The sequence below is a fragment of the Pantoea sp. X-Soil-TKNS-1280 genome, from assembly GCF_059730475.1.
The window spans coordinates 3006693-3022017 of the sequence record NZ_AP035962.1 but is presented as its reverse complement, the minus strand read 5'-3'; the positions used below and the strand labels follow the sequence as shown (position 1 = coordinate 3022017).

The following is a 15325-nucleotide window of genomic DNA, read 5'->3' as shown; positions in this document are numbered from 1 at the left end:
GTTGACTATACTGAAGCCATTGCGGTAAAACACAGCGTTCATTCGCAGAATGAAGCGTCTGGTGCTGTGGTACCGGACGATATCGACAAACAACAGCGGTGCTTTATGCAAGTTTTTATCATGCGTCATGGCGATGCGGCTCTGGAAGCAGCAAGTGATTCAGTCCGGCCACTCACGATCTGTGGATGCGACGAATCACGCCAGATGGCGAGCTGGCTTAACGGCCAGGCGCTGGATATCGAACGGGTGCTGGTAAGCCCCTATCTTCGTGCCGGGCAAACCCTTGCAACGGTACGTGAAGCTCTGACTCTGCCGGAAGAGCAGGACGTATTGCCAGAGCTGACGCCAGGGGGCGATCCGGGACTGGTGGCCTGTTATTTACAGGCACTGGCGAACGAAGGCGTGAAATCGGTGCTGGTGATTTCGCACCTGCCATTGGTGGGATATCTGGTTTCTGAACTCTGCCCGCAGGAAACGCCGCCGATGTTTGCCACTTCGGCGATTGCCTGTGTCAATTTTGACCCGGTAGCCTGCGAAGGCAAGCTGGAATGGCAGGTCAGTCCATCGAAACTGGCTAAAGCGATGTAATCCCGCTGTGGGCCGCCTGTGCGGCCCTGATTTTTTATGGCAGTTCTGGCGGTTGCCACTCTTCTACTTCAATCAGCACCAGCAGGGCGGCGTCGCCGCCAAACATTTTCGGTGCCTGATGAAATGCCATCACCCACGGATGTTGTGCCAGCCACAGCGGCGTTTGCTGCTTGAGGATGTGTTTGCCGTGGCCGGTCATTACGCTGGCGCAAAACAGATGCTCACGACGGCAGGCGGCAATCAGCGCGCCCAGCTCCTGTTTGGCCTGCATCTGGGTTAAGCCGTGCAGATCGAGAAAAATTTCCGGAGTATAGTCGCCACGGCGCAGTTTTTTCAGCTCATAATGGCTGACGTCAGCGCGTACGTAGCGCATCGGACCGTCGCTGGACAACAACGGCTGAAACTCGTCGGAGAAGTAATGGCTGTTGTCGGCCTGTTCGGAAAGCAGCCTTTTCAGCGGCACTTCGCGCGTTTTCACCACCGGTTTATGCACGATGGTGTCCTGTTTCATTTTGCGCGTTCCGCTCATTAACTGGCGAAACAGCGCCTGATCGTCCTGGCTTAGCGGCGTCTTCTTACTCATGTCTCAATAGATATCATCAGAAATGGCGGGGGAACCCGATGCCATACCTTACCTTTAAGTGTTAACAAATGTCAGCTTTTTCACCTTGCCGCGCTGAATTCTGCCCGGCTTCGTGGCAAACTATCGGCCGATTGATTTTATGGCCTGCTGGAGGGCTACGTGGACAAAATTTTCGTCGATGAGGCAGTCAATGAACTGCACACCATTCAGGACATGTTGCGCTGGGCTGTCAGCCGTTTTTCCGCGGCCGGTATCTGGTATGGTCACGGTACAGATAACCCCTGGGACGAAGCGGTACAACTGGTCCTGCCCACCCTCTGGCTGCCGCTTGATATCCCGGAAGATATGCGTCATGCGCGCCTGACGGCCAGCGAACGCCATCGCATCGTTGAGCGCGTAATTCGTCGCGTTAACGAGCGCATTCCGGTGGCCTATCTCACCAACAAAGCCTGGTTCTGCGGCCACGAATTTTATGTCGATGAGCGCGTGCTGGTGCCGCGTTCGCCGATTGGTGAATTGATTGAAAATCGCTTCGCCGGGCTGATTGGCGATAATCCGGCACATATTCTCGACATGTGTACCGGCAGCGGTTGCATCGCCATTGCCTGTGCTTACGCTTTCCCTGAAGCCGAAGTGGACGCGGTGGATATCTCCACTGACGCGCTGGCGGTGGCGGAACGTAATATTGAAGAACACGGTTTGCTCAACCATGTGACGCCGATCCGCGCCGATTTGTTCCGTGGTCTGCCGGGCGTGAAATACGATCTGATCGTCACCAACCCGCCGTATGTGGATGCGGAAGATATGGATGATCTGCCGGGTGAATATCGCCACGAGCCGGAGCTGGGTCTGGCGGCAGGCAGCGATGGCCTGAAGCTGGTGCGCCGCATTCTCGCCTGTGCGCCGGATTATCTGAGCGAGCAGGGCGTGCTGATTTGCGAAGTGGGTAACAGCATGGTGCATATGATTGAACAGTATCCTGATGTGCCCTTTACCTGGCTGGAGTTCGACAACGGTGGCGACGGCGTATTTATGTTGACCCGTCAGCAAATCGTTGATGCGCAGCATCACTTCTCTTTCTTCAAAGACTAAAAACGAGGGCGAGTGTTCGCCCGCAACAAGGAATTACCATGGCCGGAAACAGCATCGGACAATTTTTTCGAGTAACCACGTTTGGCGAGTCGCACGGTATTGCGCTGGGCTGCATTGTTGATGGTGTGCCGCCCGGCATTCCACTGACCGAAGCTGATATTCAGCACGACCTCGATCGTCGCCGTCCTGGTACATCGCGCTACACCACGCAGCGTCGCGAGCCGGATCAGGTGAAAATTTTGTCGGGTGTGTTTGAAGGTGTCACCACCGGAACGTCAATCGGCCTGCTGATTGAGAACACCGACCAGCGTTCACAGGACTACAGCGCCATTAAAGACCTGTTCCGTCCCGGCCATGCGGATTACACCTACGAACAGAAATATGGTCTGCGCGACTACCGTGGCGGTGGCCGTTCTTCGGCGCGCGAAACGGCAATGCGTGTGGCAGCCGGTGCCATCGCGAAAAAATACCTGCAAATGAAACACGGTATTCAGGTGCGTGGCTATCTGGCACAGATTGGCGATGTGGCCTGTGAGCTGAAGGACTGGAGCATCGTCGAAGAAAACCCGTTCTTCTGCCCGGATGCTTCCAGGCTGGAAGCGCTGGATGAACTGATGCGCGCGCTGAAAAAAGAAGGCGATTCCATCGGTGCCAAAGTGACGGTAATGGCGGAAAACGTGCCGCCGGGCCTGGGTGAACCGGTGTTTGATCGCCTGGATGCGGATCTGGCGCATGCGCTGATGAGCATCAATGCGGTGAAAGGGGTGGAAATTGGCGATGGCTTCGCGGTGGTGAACCAGCGTGGCAGCCAGCATCGTGATGAAATCCGCGCCAATGGCTTCCAGAGCAACCACGCGGGCGGCATTCTCGGCGGCATCAGCAGCGGTCAGACCATCAGCGCCAACCTGGCGATGAAACCGACCTCCAGCATCACCGTACCGGGAAAAACCATCACCCGTGATGGTGAAGAAGTTGAGATGATCACCAAAGGGCGTCACGATCCTTGTGTGGGTATCCGTGCGGTGCCGATTGCGGAAGCGATGATGGCGATCGTGCTGATGGATCATCTGCTGCGCCAGCGTGCGCAGTGTGCTGACGTTAACTCCACTGTTCCGCGCTGGTAAATCGATGCGTCGCTTGCTGCTGACTCTCGCCGCGCTGCTGTTCAGTGCGGTTGCCGGGGCCGCCACACCCTGGCAGCAAATTCATCAACCGATTAGCGGTGCGCCACAGTCGATTGGCAGTTTTGCCAACGGCTGTATTATCGGTGCCGAACAATTGCCGCTAAATTCACCCAACTACCAGGTGATGCGTCAGGATCAGCGTCGTTATTACGGCCATCCGGATCTGATTGCCTTTATTCAGCGTCTCAGTACCCAGGTGCATCAGCTGCAACTGGGACAGGTGCTGATTGGCGATATGGGGATGGCAGCGGGTGGGCGTTTTAGCAGCGGTCACGCCAGCCATCAGACCGGACTGGATGTTGATATCTGGCTGCAACTGCCGCAAAGCCGCTGGACAGCGCAGCAACTGCTGCAGCCGCAGCCACTCGATCTGGTCGCTCCCGACGGCAAACAGGTGGTGGCGCGCCACTGGCAGCCGCAGATTGATAGCCTGATCAAACTGGCGGCGAAAGATGATGAAGTGACGCGTATCTTCGTCAATCCGGCGATTAAAAAGCAGCTTTGTGCCGACGCAGGCAGCGATCGTGCCTGGCTGAATAAAGTACGTCCGTGGTTTGCCCATCGCGCGCATATGCATGTCCGTCTGCGTTGCCCGCCAGGTAGCCTGGAGTGTCAGGATCAGGCTCCTCCTCCGCCAGGCGATGGCTGTGGCGCTGAGCTGGACAGCTGGTTCCTGCCGAAAAAACCGGGCAGTACGCCACCGGTCAAAAAAGAACCGCCGCCGTTGCCACCTTCTTGCCAGGCGCTGCTTGATAAACATCTTCTGTAGGAATATCCATGGAATGGTTCGTCGCCAGCCCTTTGGTGCTGGTCGTGTTGTTCGGTGTGTCGGTTCTGGCAGCATTTATTGATTCCATCGCCGGTGGCGGAGGCCTGCTAACTCTGCCGTCGCTGCTGGCGGCAGGACTTTCTCCCGCTCAGGCGTTAGCCACCAACAAACTGCAATCGGTTGGCGGATCTTTCTCCGCCAGCCTTTATTTTGTGCGCCGTGGTGCAGTGAAGCTGCATGCGCAGCGGCTGAATATCGCCATGACCTTTGTCGGCGCGGTGTGCGGCGCGTTGCTGATTCAGCATATGCATGCCGACGTGTTGCGCCAGATGCTGCCGCTGCTGCTGATCGGTATCGGGCTGTGGTTCCTGCTGATGCCGCGCATCGGCGAACAGGATCGCGCGCAGCGCCTGCACGGTTTGGCCTATGCGCTGGTGGGCGGCGGTTGCGTCGGTTTTTACGATGGCTTCTTTGGTCCCGGTGCGGGTTCGTTCTATGCACTGGCCTTCGTCACCTTATGCGGCTTCAACCTGGCAAAAGCCACCGCACACGCCAAAATTCTCAATTTCACCTCCAACTTTGGCAGCCTGCTGTTCTTTATGTTTGGCGGCAAAGTGGTGTGGGGCACCGGGCTTATCATGCTGCTGGGCGCGTTTTGCGGTGCCAGACTCGGCGCGCGTCTGGTGCTGAGCCGTGGACAGAAACTGATCCGCCCGATGGTGGTGACGGTGTCAGCGGTGATGAGCGCCAAACTGTTATGGGATAGCCACGGTAGCGCGCTGCTGGCATGGATGGCCACCCTGTGATCAAACACTCGTCAATAGCGGCAACCGATGCGACAATGACGCCGGTTTTCAACAGAACAATGACATCATGAGTACAACACATCATTACGAGCAGCTGATTAGCGTGTTCGATAGCTGCTTTCAGGACGAGTTTCAGACGCGTCTAATTAAAGGCGACGATGAACCCATCTATCTTCCCGCTGATGAGACATCGCCGTGGCACCGCGTGGTGTTTGCACATGGCTTTTACGCCAGTGGGTTGCATGAAATTTCTCACTGGTGCATCGCGGGAGCCGAGCGGCGCAAGCTGGTGGATTTTGGTTACTGGTATTGCCCGGATGGGCGCGATGCGCAGACGCAAAGCCAGTTTGAATCGGTAGAGATCAAACCGCAGGCGCTGGAGTGGTTGTTTTGTGTGGCGGCGGGCTTTCCCTTCAACGTAAGTTGTGACAATCTCGAAGGAGATTGTGAGCCAGATCGCATCGCGTTTCAGCGCAAGGTGCATGCCCAGGTGATGGCTTACCTTGAGCAAGGCATCCCGGCGCGTCCGGCGCGTTTTATTCAGGCATTAACCGATTATTACGGCACGCCTGCTCTGACGGCAGCACACTTTCCCTGGCCGGAAGATCTGTGACCATTAATGAAGGAAAAGAGAGATGATCGTAGAATTTGAGTCACGCATTCTGGCGCTGATTGACGATATGGTGGATCACGCCAGTGACGACGAGCTTTTTGCGGGCGGTTATCTGCGCGGACATCTGACGCTGGCAGTGGCGGAGATTGAGCAAACCGGTGAACACACGCCGGAAGCATTGCAGCTTCAGGTGACCCACAGCCTGCAAAAAGCCATTGCGGCGGGTGAACTGTCGCCGCGTGACCAGGCGCTAGTGGTTGGCATGTGGGATAATCTGTTTAGCCAGGCGCGCAAGTCCGCCTGATCAATCGGGGCGGGGGGACGCCTACCGTCCCGCCTTCTTCCCTTTCAGCAGTTTTCTGACCCAGTAGCGATTGGGGTTCATTGCCGCCAGCGTGGCCGCATCCAGCGGTTGTGGTTCTCCACTCATTTGTGCGGCCAGCACTTCAGCAGCCAAAGGCGCACTGCATAATCCGCGCGATCCAAGCGCACCCAGCACAAACAATCCCGTATAGAGTGGGGCGTCAGCCACTGCTGCGGCTTGCGCGCGCTGTTCGGCAAGCCGGGCGTATTGCGTCAGGGTCGCGTCGTAATCCGGGACGCTGCCGGCCATGGGCAGATGGTCGCGCGTGGCACAGCGTACGCCGTTACGCGCTTCACTGCCGCTGACATCAACCTGTGCTGGCCACCCGGCGTCTGGCAGACAATTCATCAGGCGCTGGCGATTTTCCTGCTGGTCATCGGCGCGATACGCGGTGTCGGTCACGCCGCGATGGTAGCTGGCCCCGATGCAGTGGGTGGCATAATTCGGGCTGACCGGTGTGAGATAGCCGTCATAGCACAGTACGCTGCGTAACGCGCCCAGCGCTGGGTTGGTGGGCACATGGCTGACCTGGCCCGCCACCGCATACACCGGTAACGGCTGACTTTGGGCGATATCCAGCAGCGCATGGCCGTTAGCCAGCACCACCTGTTGATGCTGCACCGGGTGCTTATCGACAAAACTCAATTTCCAGCCATCTTCCTGACATTGCAGCTGGCTGACGCGATGCAACCAATGCACCCGCAGGCCCTGGCTTTGGGCAAATTCCAGCAGGTTGCTGGTCAGTTCAGAGGGCGACAGCCAGCCACCGTGCGGATAATAAATACCACCCATGCCCAGCTCGACACCGGCCAGCGCTTCTGCTTGTTCTTTATTGACCCCCTGGGCGATCGCTGGCGGCAGCCCCATATCCAGCATCTGGGAAATTTTGTCGGCGCTTTTCTCGTCCCAGCCGAGTTGCAGCACGCCGCTCCAGTCGTGCTCAAAGCTCACCGGCAGCGCGTCATACAATCGGCGGGCAAAGCTGAATGCTGCAGGGAAAAAGCGAGCCAGTGCGGGATCGTGCTGATTCAGCAGCGGATAGAGCGCGCCCTGGCGATTGCCGGAAGCACCCAGCGCCGCCGCTGCATCAGCGCAATACAGGGTCACACGCCAGCCGCGACGCAACAGCGTCAGTGCCAGCACCGCACTGGCAACGCCACCGCCAATCAGCGCCACGTCCTGGCTATCCGCTTTTGGTCGCGCATACCACGGTTGACGCGGCGGCAGGGTAGGGGCAGTGGTTAACTCACCAGTCAGCATCTCGCGTTTATGACCAAAGCCTTTGCGTTTGGTGATGCTAAACCCGGCTTCCTGCAAACCGCGACGGACAAATCCGGCGGAGGTGAAGGTCGCCAGCGTGCCGTTCGGACGCGCCATCCGTGCCATGGCGGCAAACAGGCCCGGCGTCCACATCTCCGGGTTTTTCGCTGGCGCGAAACCATCGAGAAACCAGGCGTCCACCTGACGATGCAGACTGTCATCAAAGGTATCAATTAGCGCGTTAATATCGCCTAGCCACAGATCCAGCGTGACCTCACCGCCAGCAAACAGCAGCCGCTGGCAGCCCGGTAACGCCGCTGGCCATTGCTGCTGGAGTTGTTCGGCCCAGGGTTGCAGTTCCGGCCAGTGGGCGTGGGCCGCCACCAGGTCCGGGTGGGTCAGTGGGAATTTTTCACAGCTGATAAAGTGCAGGCGCTGCAGGCGGCCGGTCGGGTGCTGAGTACGGAAACGGTCGAATGCCTGCCACAGCGTGAGAAAGTTGAGGCCAGTGCCAAAACCGCTTTCCGCCACGATAAACAGGTCACGATCATGATCAGGGAAGCGTTGCGGAATCTGGTTGCCATCAAGGAAGACATAGCGCGTCTCCTCCAGACCATTGTCATTGGAGAAGTAGACATCGTCGAAGGCTTGCGAAACAGGTGTACCCTGTTCGTTCCAGTTTAGCTGTGCGTGTTCAACCGGGGATAACTTCAAGGGAAAGGTCCATATTTCAGGCAGTGGCGTGATTTTAGCGAGAGCCATCACATGACGCAAATTTACAAAAGGAAATGGCTGATCGGACTTGTTCGGCTTACAACTGTAAGCTAGAGTGCACGTCAATCCAAAAGAAGTGGAAGAGGACTATTTTAATGAAACGTGCAGTGATTACTGGCCTGGGTATTGTTTCCAGCATTGGTAATAACCAGCAGGAGGTGCTGGCATCTCTGCGTGAAGGGCGTTCTGGTATCACTTTCTCCGAAGAGATGAAAGAAGCCGGGATGCGCAGCCACGTATGGGGTAACGTAAAACTGGATACCACCGGGCTTATCGATCGCAAAATTGTGCGTTTCATGAGCGATGCCTCTATTTACGCGTACCTGTCGATGGCGGAAGCGGTTAAAGATTCCGGCCTGACTGAAGAACAGTATCAGAACAACCCGCGTGTGGGCCTGATTGCCGGTTCCGGCGGCGGTTCCCCGCGTTTTCAGGTGTTCGGTGCGGATGCTATGCGCAGCCCGCGCGGTCTGAAAGCGGTTGGCCCGTATGTGGTCACCAAAGCCATGGCATCTGGCGTGTCTGCCTGCCTGGCAACCCCGTTCAAAATCCACGGTGTGAACTACTCCATCAGCTCCGCCTGTGCAACTTCTGCACACTGCATCGGTAACGCGGTTGAGCAGATCCAGCTGGGCAAACAGGACATCGTATTTGCTGGCGGCGGTGAAGAACTGAGCTGGGAAATGGCCTGTGAGTTCGATGCCATGGGCGCGCTCTCCACCAAATACAACGAAACCCCGGAAAAAGCCTCACGTACCTATGATGCTAACCGTGACGGCTTCGTCATTGCTGGCGGCGGCGGTATGGTTGTGGTGGAAGAACTGGAGCACGCACTGGCTCGTGGTGCGCACATCTATGCTGAAATCGTCGGCTACGGTGCAACCTCTGATGGCGCTGACATGGTCGCTCCGTCAGGTGAAGGCGCAGTGCGCTGCATGAGAATGGCGATGCAGGGTCTGGACGCACCGATCGACTACCTCAACACCCACGGGACTTCTACCCCGGTTGGCGATGTGAAAGAACTGGGTGCGATTCGCGAAGTGTTCGGTGACAACACGCCGTATATCTCCGCGACCAAAGCGATGACCGGCCACTCACTGGGTGCGGCGGGCGTGCAGGAAGCGATTTATACCCTGCTGATGCTGGAAAACAGCTTCATTGCCCCGAGCATCAACGTGGAAGAACTGGACGATGCGGCGAAGGGCATGAACATCGTGACTAAGCCGACCGAAAAAGCGCTGACTACCGTGATGTCGAACAGCTTCGGCTTCGGCGGTACCAACGCCACCCTGACCATGCGTAAATATAACGCCTGATTTCAGGGCCATTTTTCCCACGAGGGCCGGTTAATCCGGCCCTCGCTGTTTTGACATTCTGCGCTTCGCTTGCCACAATCAATGCCCTCATCTCGTAATACGTAAGCGTTCACGTGAATCAACGCACCCGTTTCTGTTAATCACAGAAGACGTGCGTGTGTCTGGTTTTCGCCTGCATGGCACGTCTCAGAACAAGGAGTTACGTCCATTATGTCTATGGCTGCAAACGCGCAGACGCAATCTGTGTTTCCTCTGGCCTGCACCTCTTTTGCGGTGTTTCTGACTTATCTCACCGCAGGGCTGGCGCTGCCGGTTATCCCGTTGTATGTCCACCAGGAGCTGGGCATGAACAACGTCATGGTTGGCGTGGCGGTGGGGATTCAATTCTTTGCCACCCTGCTGACGCGCAGTTTCGCCGGTCGGCGCGCCGATCAGCACGGCGCAAAACTCACCACTCAGCATGGCATGATGGCGATCGCGTTGGTGGGCGTGGCCTATCTGGCGGCGGCGCTGCTGCCGGTGTCGCCGTGGGCGAAGTTCGGCCTGCTGGCGATAGGTCGGCTGCTGCTCGGCTTCGGTGAAAGCCTGTTGCTGACCGGCAATCTTACCTGGGGTATGGGCCTGGTCGGGACCCGACGTTCCGGGCTGGTAATGTCATGGAATGGGATGGCGATTTATGGATCGCTGGCTGCCGGTGCGCCGCTGGGTTTATTGATCCACGATTACGCCGGATTTGCCGCGCTTGGCGGGGCAGCCCTGTTGCTACCGTTGCTGTCGCTGGCGTTAAACAGCTGGATTTCAGCGGTGCCGGTGGTGGGGGGAGAACGCCCATCACTGTTCAGCGTAATAAAAACCATCTTTCAGCCCGGTTTGGCGCTGGCGCTCCAGGGTACTGGCTTTGCGGTCATCGGTACCTTTACCTCGCTTTATTTTGCTGCTGAAGAGTGGGGCAACGCCGGTTTCGCGCTGACCGCCTTTGGCTGTGCTTTTGTGCTGGTCCGCGTGTTCTTCGGTGGTTTGCCGGATCGTCACGGTGGTGTGCGAGTGGCGATGGTCTCGCTGTTGGTGGAAGCTGCCGGTCTGACGCTACTGGCGCTGGCCGGACAAGGCTGGGTCGCGCTGCTGGGGGCCGCGCTCACCGGCTGTGGCTGTTCGCTGATCTTCCCGGCGCTCGGCGTGGAGGTCATCAAACGCGTCTCGCCGCAGATTCGCGGAACCGCGCTGGGTGGCTTCTCCGCGTTTCAGGATATCGCTTACGGGGCCAGTGGCCCGCTGACCGGGCTGCTGGCGACGGCGCTCGGTTACGGTTCGGTGTATGTTGCGGGCGCCTGCTGTGCGGCGCTCGGTATGCTGGTTACCTGGCGCTTTGCCCGTCACGCGACAGCAGCATAACCAGCTTATCGCAGGCAGCCACAATTTCGCCGGGCGTCAGCGCGGCGAAACCCAGTATCCAGCCAGTCTGCCGCGTCTCTCCCGCATACAGCGGCGACAGACGCGGCAGTTGCAGGCCCCTCGCTCGCCCCTCATCGGTCAACTTCGCTTCATCGCCCTGCGATAAATTCACCGTCAGCTGCAGGCCGCCTGCTGCCGGGAGTGGCGTCAGCCAGTTGCCGCAGCGTGTGCGCAATTGTTGCAGCAGCACATCACGACGGCTGTGGTACAGCTGGCGCATCAGACGCAGGTGGCTGGCAAAATGCCCCTGTTGGATAAACTCGGCGGTGATCGCCTGTGGCAACAGCGCGCTGTGTCCGTCCAGCACGCTGCGTGCGCGGCCGAGGGCATCAACCAGCGTCGGAGGCACCACCATCCAGGCGAGGCGGAGTGACGGGAACAGCGTTTTGGAAAAGGTGCCGAGGCTAATGACCCGGCTCTCCGCTTCCAGCCCCTGCAGCGCAGGCAGTGGGCGTTCACCATAGTGAAACTCGCTATCGTAATCATCCTCAATCAGCCAGCTATCCTGCTGCCGTGCCCACGCCAGCCACTGTAAGCGCCGTGCCAGGCTCATGGGTATGCCAGTGGGATAATGGTGCGATGGGGTGAGGTAGACCAGCTTTGCGCGGCCGCTGAGGGGGACCGCCCCCTCAGCATCCAGTGGCATTGCGCGGCAGTGCGCACCGGCGGCGAGGAAGGCATTGCGTGCTCCCGGATATCCCGGTTCCTCCAGCCAGACGTCGTCGCCGCTATCGAGAAACATCAGTGCCAGCAGCTGTAACGCCTGTTGTGAGCTGGTCAGAATCATCACCTGCCCGGCGTCACAACGCAGGCCGCGCGACAATGCCAGATAATCGGCCACCGCCTGACGTAATGGCGCATAACCGCAGGGATCGCCATAACCCATCACTTTGCTGCCCAGTGAACGTTGTACGCTGGCGCTGATGCGTCGCCATGCTGTATGTGGAAACGCACGTAATTCCGGCGAACCGGCAGCAAATGCCTGTGGGAACGGTGGGTCCTGACATCCTCCCGTTGCCAGTACCTGGCTGCCACGCGCTGAAAAATTCAGGATGTCATGCTGTTTACCCGGTTGCGCACGCAGCGGCATGGCGATGGCAACAAAGGTGCCGCGTCCGCTCTGGCGCTGCAGATAGCCTTCACTTTCCAGCTGAGCGTAGGCGGCTTCCACGGTGACGCGGGAAAGACCGAGATCCATCGCCAGCTGGCGGCTGGAAGGCACCTTTTGTCCATAACGCAGATGGCCGCTGGCAATCGCCTGGCGCAGCGTGCCGCACAACCGTTCGCGCAGGCCGCCCTGGCTTTGATGACTGAACAGGGCCAGCAAGGGAGATGATGTCATGGTGGTCTTATCCGGGGTGATAAAGTGGTATCAGGATGCAGACCACTTTGCCGTACACTGAGGGAAATTCACAACAGGAGAATGCGATGTCATCGGTTTTAGCCTTCCCCCCGGCCAGTGCCGCTGAAAGTCTGGTTTATCTGCAACACAAGCTGGCGTATTACACCGATGCCTGGGATTTAGCCGAAGATATGGCGGCGGGCATCGCGCAGATTGTGGTGTTTGATGCACGCGCCACGGAGGCGTATCAGGCCGGTCATATTTGCGGCGCGATCTCCTTCCCGCATCGCACCATGAACGAAGCCACCACCGCGCAGCTGGATCGGCAGAAAGTTTACATCACCTATTGTGACGGCATCGGCTGCAATGGTTCGACCAAAGCGGCACTGAAGCTGGCGGCATTAGGTTTTCAGGTCAAAGAATTGATTGGTGGGCTGGATTTCTGGAAGCGAGACGGTCATCCGATGGCGTGGGGCAGTGCGGTGGGCGAATGGCCCACCGCTGCCCCGGCCGCACAATGTGGATGCTGAATCAGAGGAATATCCACATCAGGAAAATAAACACCACCAGCGCCAGGCTTAACGTCAGCGCCGGGCGCTGCGCCAGCGGTGCCGGTAACTGATTGAAGATCGGTGCCCAGATGGGTTGTGGGCGCAGTTCGCTGGCGGACAGCGGCTGCTCGAGGTTTTTTTCGGCGCGGCGGCTGAACAACAGGTTGAGCAGATCCTGAGTTTGCGCCGGGGTCAGTACCATCTGCGGCGTGGCCTGGAAACGCTGCTGGCTGTAATCCTCCAGCAAGCGCTGCTCATCGGCGCTCAAAGGTTGCTTCAGCGAGCTTTCCAGCATGTGCAACGTAGGTGAACTCAGCTGGCTCAGCGTCTGACGCACCTGTAAATATTGCGTCAACAGCGGGAAATGGCGTGATGGAATCGGATCGCCACTTTTCAGGTTAACCAGCTTTAGCACATCCCCCAGCACTTTCACCGGCGATTCACCGGTGCTGGCGGCGAGGCGCGTCACCTGCTGATTCAGCGCCTGATGTTCGGCAGGCAGCAGTGACCGGTCGCTGCTACGCGTCTGCTGCGGCTGCGGGATCGCCATCTGGCCGTTCTGCAGCATGGTCAGCACCTGACGCAGCTGGTCTGGTGACAGCGCGCTCAGTACCGTCTGGTTAAATTGCTGGCGGATAAAATCACTCACCGCCTGGCGGTTATTACCCAGCGGCAGTTTCTCCAGCAGTTGCTGCAACAGCTGACGTGTAGCGTGGCTGTCCTGCACCTGGGTTAAGCGACTATTGAGATGCTGCTCGGCAGCGGGAAAATGACGCGATTGCAGTTCAGCATCGTTCTTCACGCCGACTTCATGACGCACTCCAGCCCACAATTCCGGGGCTTTCAGGGTACTGAGCGACATAATACGTACGATCAGGCGTTCCAGCGTGGTGCGCTGAGCGGGAGATAATGGCTGTTCGCCTGCCGGGCCACCAGGGCGCGCAGGGCCAGTTGCCTGAGTGAGTGGGGAACGATCGCCCGAGGGCACACCGGGACCGCTGAGAGGTTGCATGGCGGAATCCTTGAAAACCGAGTCAGATCCGGGTGCGCCGGAAAAACGAGGCCATATGATAGCAAAAGCCCCCGGGAAATCCACGGGGGCAGCAGGTAGCAGGGAATTATTTTGCCTCGGCCAGCTTCAGGCGCTTACGCCGCCAGCGTTTCCACAGCGGTGGCACCACCAGCACCGATACCGCCAGCACCAGCAGTATCTTGCAGATCGGGCTTTGCCACAGGATCAGCAGGTCGCCGTTACTGATTGACAACGCACGCCTCAGGTTTTGTTCCAGCATTTCGCCCAGCACAAAGCCGAGGATCAAGGGTGACATCGGAAAATCCATCTTGCGCAGGATATAACCGAAAATGCCCAGCCCCACCATCAGCAACAGATCGAAAGTGGTACTGTGCACTGCGTAAACCCCGACCGCAGAAATCGCCGCAATCGCCGGGACCAGGAACCACAATGGAATGGTCAGCATGCGCGCGAACAGGTTGATCATCGGAATGTTCATGACAAGCAGCATCACGTTGCCGATCAACAACGCGGCAATCAATCCCCAGACGATATCGGGCTGCTCGGTAAACATCGCCGGGCCGGGGGTGATGTTGTACAGCGTCAGCGCACCCACCATCACCGCCGTGGTGCCGGAACCGGGGATCCCCAGCGTCAGCATCGGAATGAAGGAACCGCAGGCGGAGGCGTTATTCGCCGCTTCCGGCGCGGCCACGCCGCGAATATCCCCTTTACCGAATTGATCGCTGCCACTGATTTTCTTCTCGCTCATATAGGCGATGGCGCTGGCAATGGTCGCACCGGCACCGGGTAGCACGCCAACAAAGAAACCGATAAAGGACGCGCGTAGCGTCGCACCGGCCGACATCGCCGCCTCTTGCATATTGAACAGCATCCGACCACTGGCACGCACCATTTTCTGGCCGCTGCTGGTGGATTCCAGCATCAGCAGAATCTCGCTCACCGAGAACAGGCCAATCACCACCACCACGAACTGGATGCCATCGGAAAGATGCACGCTGTCGAAGGTAAAGCGATACACGCCGGTATTGGCATCCACGCCCACCGTCGCCATCCCCAGCCCCATCAGTGCGGCGAGAAATGACTTCAGTGGGTTGTGGCTCATCATGCTGCCGAGGCAGGCAATGGCGAACACCATCAAAGCGAAGTATTCCGCCGGACCAAACGCCAGTGACCAGTTAGCCAGCAGCGGCGCGAACAGAATAATGCCGATGATGGCGATGGTGGAACCGACGAAGGAGCTGACGGCAGAGATGGAGAGCGCCACGCCTGCTTTGCCCTGCTGCGCCATTGGGTAGCCGTCAAGCGCGGTCATAATCGCCCCGGCATCGCCCGGTACGTTGAGCAAAATCGAGGAGATGCGCCCGCCATATTCACAGCCAATATAGACGGTAGCCAGCAGGATCAGCGCCGACTCCGCCGGTAAGTGCAAGGCAAACGCCAGCGGCATCAAAATCGCTACGCCGTTAATCGGTCCAAGACCGGGCAATAACCCGACAATGGTACCAATAAAGCAGCCGATCAAGGCGATCATCAGGTTTTCCGGCGTCATGGCGACGGCGAAACCCTGCATCAGAAAAGACCAGGTATCCATCATA

At 58.3% G+C, this 15325-nt stretch carries 15 protein-coding genes; 10 read left to right on the top strand and 5 right to left on the bottom strand.

Annotated features, from left to right (window positions below):
- The first annotated feature begins 105 nt into the window (after nt 1–105).
- On the top strand, nt 106–588 hold the full coding sequence (gene sixA, locus AC6I8X_RS13955) for a phosphohistidine phosphatase SixA (protein ID WP_299449197.1): 483 nt from the start codon (nt 106–108) through the stop codon (nt 586–588).
- A gap of 34 nt (nt 589–622) precedes the next feature.
- On the opposite strand, the gene smrB is transcribed toward sixA, so the two are convergent.
- Entirely contained in the window at nt 623–1171 is a 549-nt protein-coding gene (gene smrB, locus AC6I8X_RS13950) for an endonuclease SmrB (RefSeq protein ID WP_208715946.1), read from the bottom strand.
- A 159-nt stretch (nt 1172–1330) separates the two neighbouring features.
- Here smrB and prmB point away from each other — a divergent pair, with 159 nt between their 5' ends.
- The 6 genes from prmB (at nt 1331) to AC6I8X_RS13920 (ending at nt 5939) form a co-directional block, all read left to right on the top strand.
- Nucleotides 1331–2263: a 50S ribosomal protein L3 N(5)-glutamine methyltransferase gene (gene prmB, locus AC6I8X_RS13945; protein ID WP_299449204.1), complete on the top strand. Its 933-nt coding sequence runs from the start codon at nt 1331–1333 to the stop codon at nt 2261–2263.
- A gap of 38 nt (nt 2264–2301) precedes the next feature.
- Nucleotides 2302–3387, top strand: a complete 1086-nt coding sequence (gene aroC / locus AC6I8X_RS13940; RefSeq protein WP_299449207.1) for a chorismate synthase — start codon at nt 2302–2304, stop codon at nt 3385–3387.
- A gap of 4 nt (nt 3388–3391) precedes the next feature.
- Nucleotides 3392–4216 (top strand): penicillin-insensitive murein endopeptidase, encoded by an 825-nt coding sequence (gene mepA, locus AC6I8X_RS13935; protein ID WP_313682284.1) that lies wholly within the window; start codon nt 3392–3394, stop codon nt 4214–4216.
- Nucleotides 4217–4224: 8 nt separating this feature from the next.
- Nucleotides 4225–5022: a sulfite exporter TauE/SafE family protein gene (locus AC6I8X_RS13930; protein ID WP_084876168.1), complete on the top strand. Its 798-nt coding sequence runs from the start codon at nt 4225–4227 to the stop codon at nt 5020–5022.
- A gap of 67 nt (nt 5023–5089) precedes the next feature.
- Nucleotides 5090–5635 (top strand): elongation factor P hydroxylase, encoded by a 546-nt coding sequence (locus tag AC6I8X_RS13925; protein WP_208715942.1) that lies wholly within the window; start codon nt 5090–5092, stop codon nt 5633–5635.
- Nucleotides 5636–5657: 22 nt separating this feature from the next.
- Nucleotides 5658–5939 carry a YfcL family protein gene (locus AC6I8X_RS13920; protein WP_084876166.1) on the top strand — a complete coding sequence of 94 codons (282 nt, stop codon included), beginning with the start codon at nt 5658–5660 and terminating at the stop codon, nt 5937–5939.
- 21 nt (nt 5940–5960) lie between these two features.
- Here AC6I8X_RS13920 and mnmC read toward each other — a convergent pair whose 3' ends face one another.
- Nucleotides 5961–7973 (bottom strand): bifunctional tRNA (5-methylaminomethyl-2-thiouridine)(34)-methyltransferase MnmC2/FAD-dependent 5-carboxymethylaminomethyl-2-thiouridine(34) oxidoreductase MnmC1, encoded by a 2013-nt coding sequence (gene mnmC, locus AC6I8X_RS13915; RefSeq protein WP_497839990.1) that lies wholly within the window; start codon nt 7971–7973, stop codon nt 5961–5963.
- Nucleotides 7974–8128: 155 nt separating this feature from the next.
- On the opposite strand from mnmC, the gene fabB reads away from it, so the two are divergent.
- Nucleotides 8129–9349 (top strand): beta-ketoacyl-ACP synthase I, encoded by a 1221-nt coding sequence (gene fabB, locus AC6I8X_RS13910; protein ID WP_299449222.1) that lies wholly within the window; start codon nt 8129–8131, stop codon nt 9347–9349.
- A 210-nt stretch (nt 9350–9559) separates the two neighbouring features.
- Nucleotides 9560–10741 carry an MFS transporter gene (locus AC6I8X_RS13905; protein ID WP_409521655.1) on the top strand — a complete coding sequence of 394 codons (1182 nt, stop codon included), beginning with the start codon at nt 9560–9562 and terminating at the stop codon, nt 10739–10741.
- On the opposite strand, the gene pdxR is transcribed toward AC6I8X_RS13905, so the two are convergent.
- Nucleotides 10704–12143, bottom strand: coding sequence for a MocR-like pyridoxine biosynthesis transcription factor PdxR (gene pdxR / locus AC6I8X_RS13900; protein WP_313682290.1), 1440 nt, complete (start codon nt 12141–12143; stop codon nt 10704–10706). The genes AC6I8X_RS13905 and pdxR overlap by 38 nt on opposite strands.
- Nucleotides 12144–12229: 86 nt before the next feature.
- On the opposite strand from pdxR, the gene AC6I8X_RS13895 reads away from it, so the two are divergent.
- A complete protein-coding gene (locus tag AC6I8X_RS13895) occupies nt 12230–12673 on the top strand; it encodes a rhodanese-like domain-containing protein (RefSeq protein WP_313682292.1) in 444 nt (147 codons plus the stop codon).
- A gap of 1 nt (nt 12674) precedes the next feature.
- On the opposite strand, the gene flk is transcribed toward AC6I8X_RS13895, so the two are convergent.
- Together flk and AC6I8X_RS13885 are read right to left on the bottom strand one after the other, a co-directional pair.
- Entirely contained in the window at nt 12675–13706 is a 1032-nt protein-coding gene (flk, locus tag AC6I8X_RS13890) for a flagella biosynthesis regulator Flk (RefSeq protein WP_313682294.1), read from the bottom strand.
- A gap of 106 nt (nt 13707–13812) precedes the next feature.
- Entirely contained in the window at nt 13813–15321 is a 1509-nt protein-coding gene (locus AC6I8X_RS13885; protein WP_497841042.1) for a tripartite tricarboxylate transporter permease, read from the bottom strand.
- Between the last annotated feature and the right edge of the window lie 4 nt (nt 15322–15325).

Coding starts and splice junctions, on each gene's coding strand:
- smrB (WP_208715946.1), bottom strand. CDS start 1,171: ATGAGTAAGAAGACGCCGCTAAGCCAGGACGATCAGGCGCTGTTTCGC.
- AC6I8X_RS13930 (WP_084876168.1), top strand. CDS start 4,225: ATGGAATGGTTCGTCGCCAGCCCTTTGGTGCTGGTCGTGTTGTTCGGT.
- fabB (WP_299449222.1), top strand. CDS start 8,129: ATGAAACGTGCAGTGATTACTGGCCTGGGTATTGTTTCCAGCATTGGT.
- aroC (WP_299449207.1), top strand. CDS start 2,302: ATGGCCGGAAACAGCATCGGACAATTTTTTCGAGTAACCACGTTTGGC.
- AC6I8X_RS13920 (WP_084876166.1), top strand. CDS start 5,658: ATGATCGTAGAATTTGAGTCACGCATTCTGGCGCTGATTGACGATATG.
- AC6I8X_RS13895 (WP_313682292.1), top strand. CDS start 12,230: ATGTCATCGGTTTTAGCCTTCCCCCCGGCCAGTGCCGCTGAAAGTCTG.
- AC6I8X_RS13925 (WP_208715942.1), top strand. CDS start 5,090: ATGAGTACAACACATCATTACGAGCAGCTGATTAGCGTGTTCGATAGC.
- flk (WP_313682294.1), bottom strand. CDS start 13,706: ATGCAACCTCTCAGCGGTCCCGGTGTGCCCTCGGGCGATCGTTCCCCA.
- AC6I8X_RS13905 (WP_409521655.1), top strand. CDS start 9,560: ATGTCTATGGCTGCAAACGCGCAGACGCAATCTGTGTTTCCTCTGGCC.
- mepA (WP_313682284.1), top strand. CDS start 3,392: ATGCGTCGCTTGCTGCTGACTCTCGCCGCGCTGCTGTTCAGTGCGGTT.
- sixA (WP_299449197.1), top strand. CDS start 106: ATGCAAGTTTTTATCATGCGTCATGGCGATGCGGCTCTGGAAGCAGCA.
- AC6I8X_RS13885 (WP_497841042.1), bottom strand. CDS start 15,321: ATGGATACCTGGTCTTTTCTGATGCAGGGTTTCGCCGTCGCCATGACG.
- pdxR (WP_313682290.1), bottom strand. CDS start 12,143: ATGACATCATCTCCCTTGCTGGCCCTGTTCAGTCATCAAAGCCAGGGC.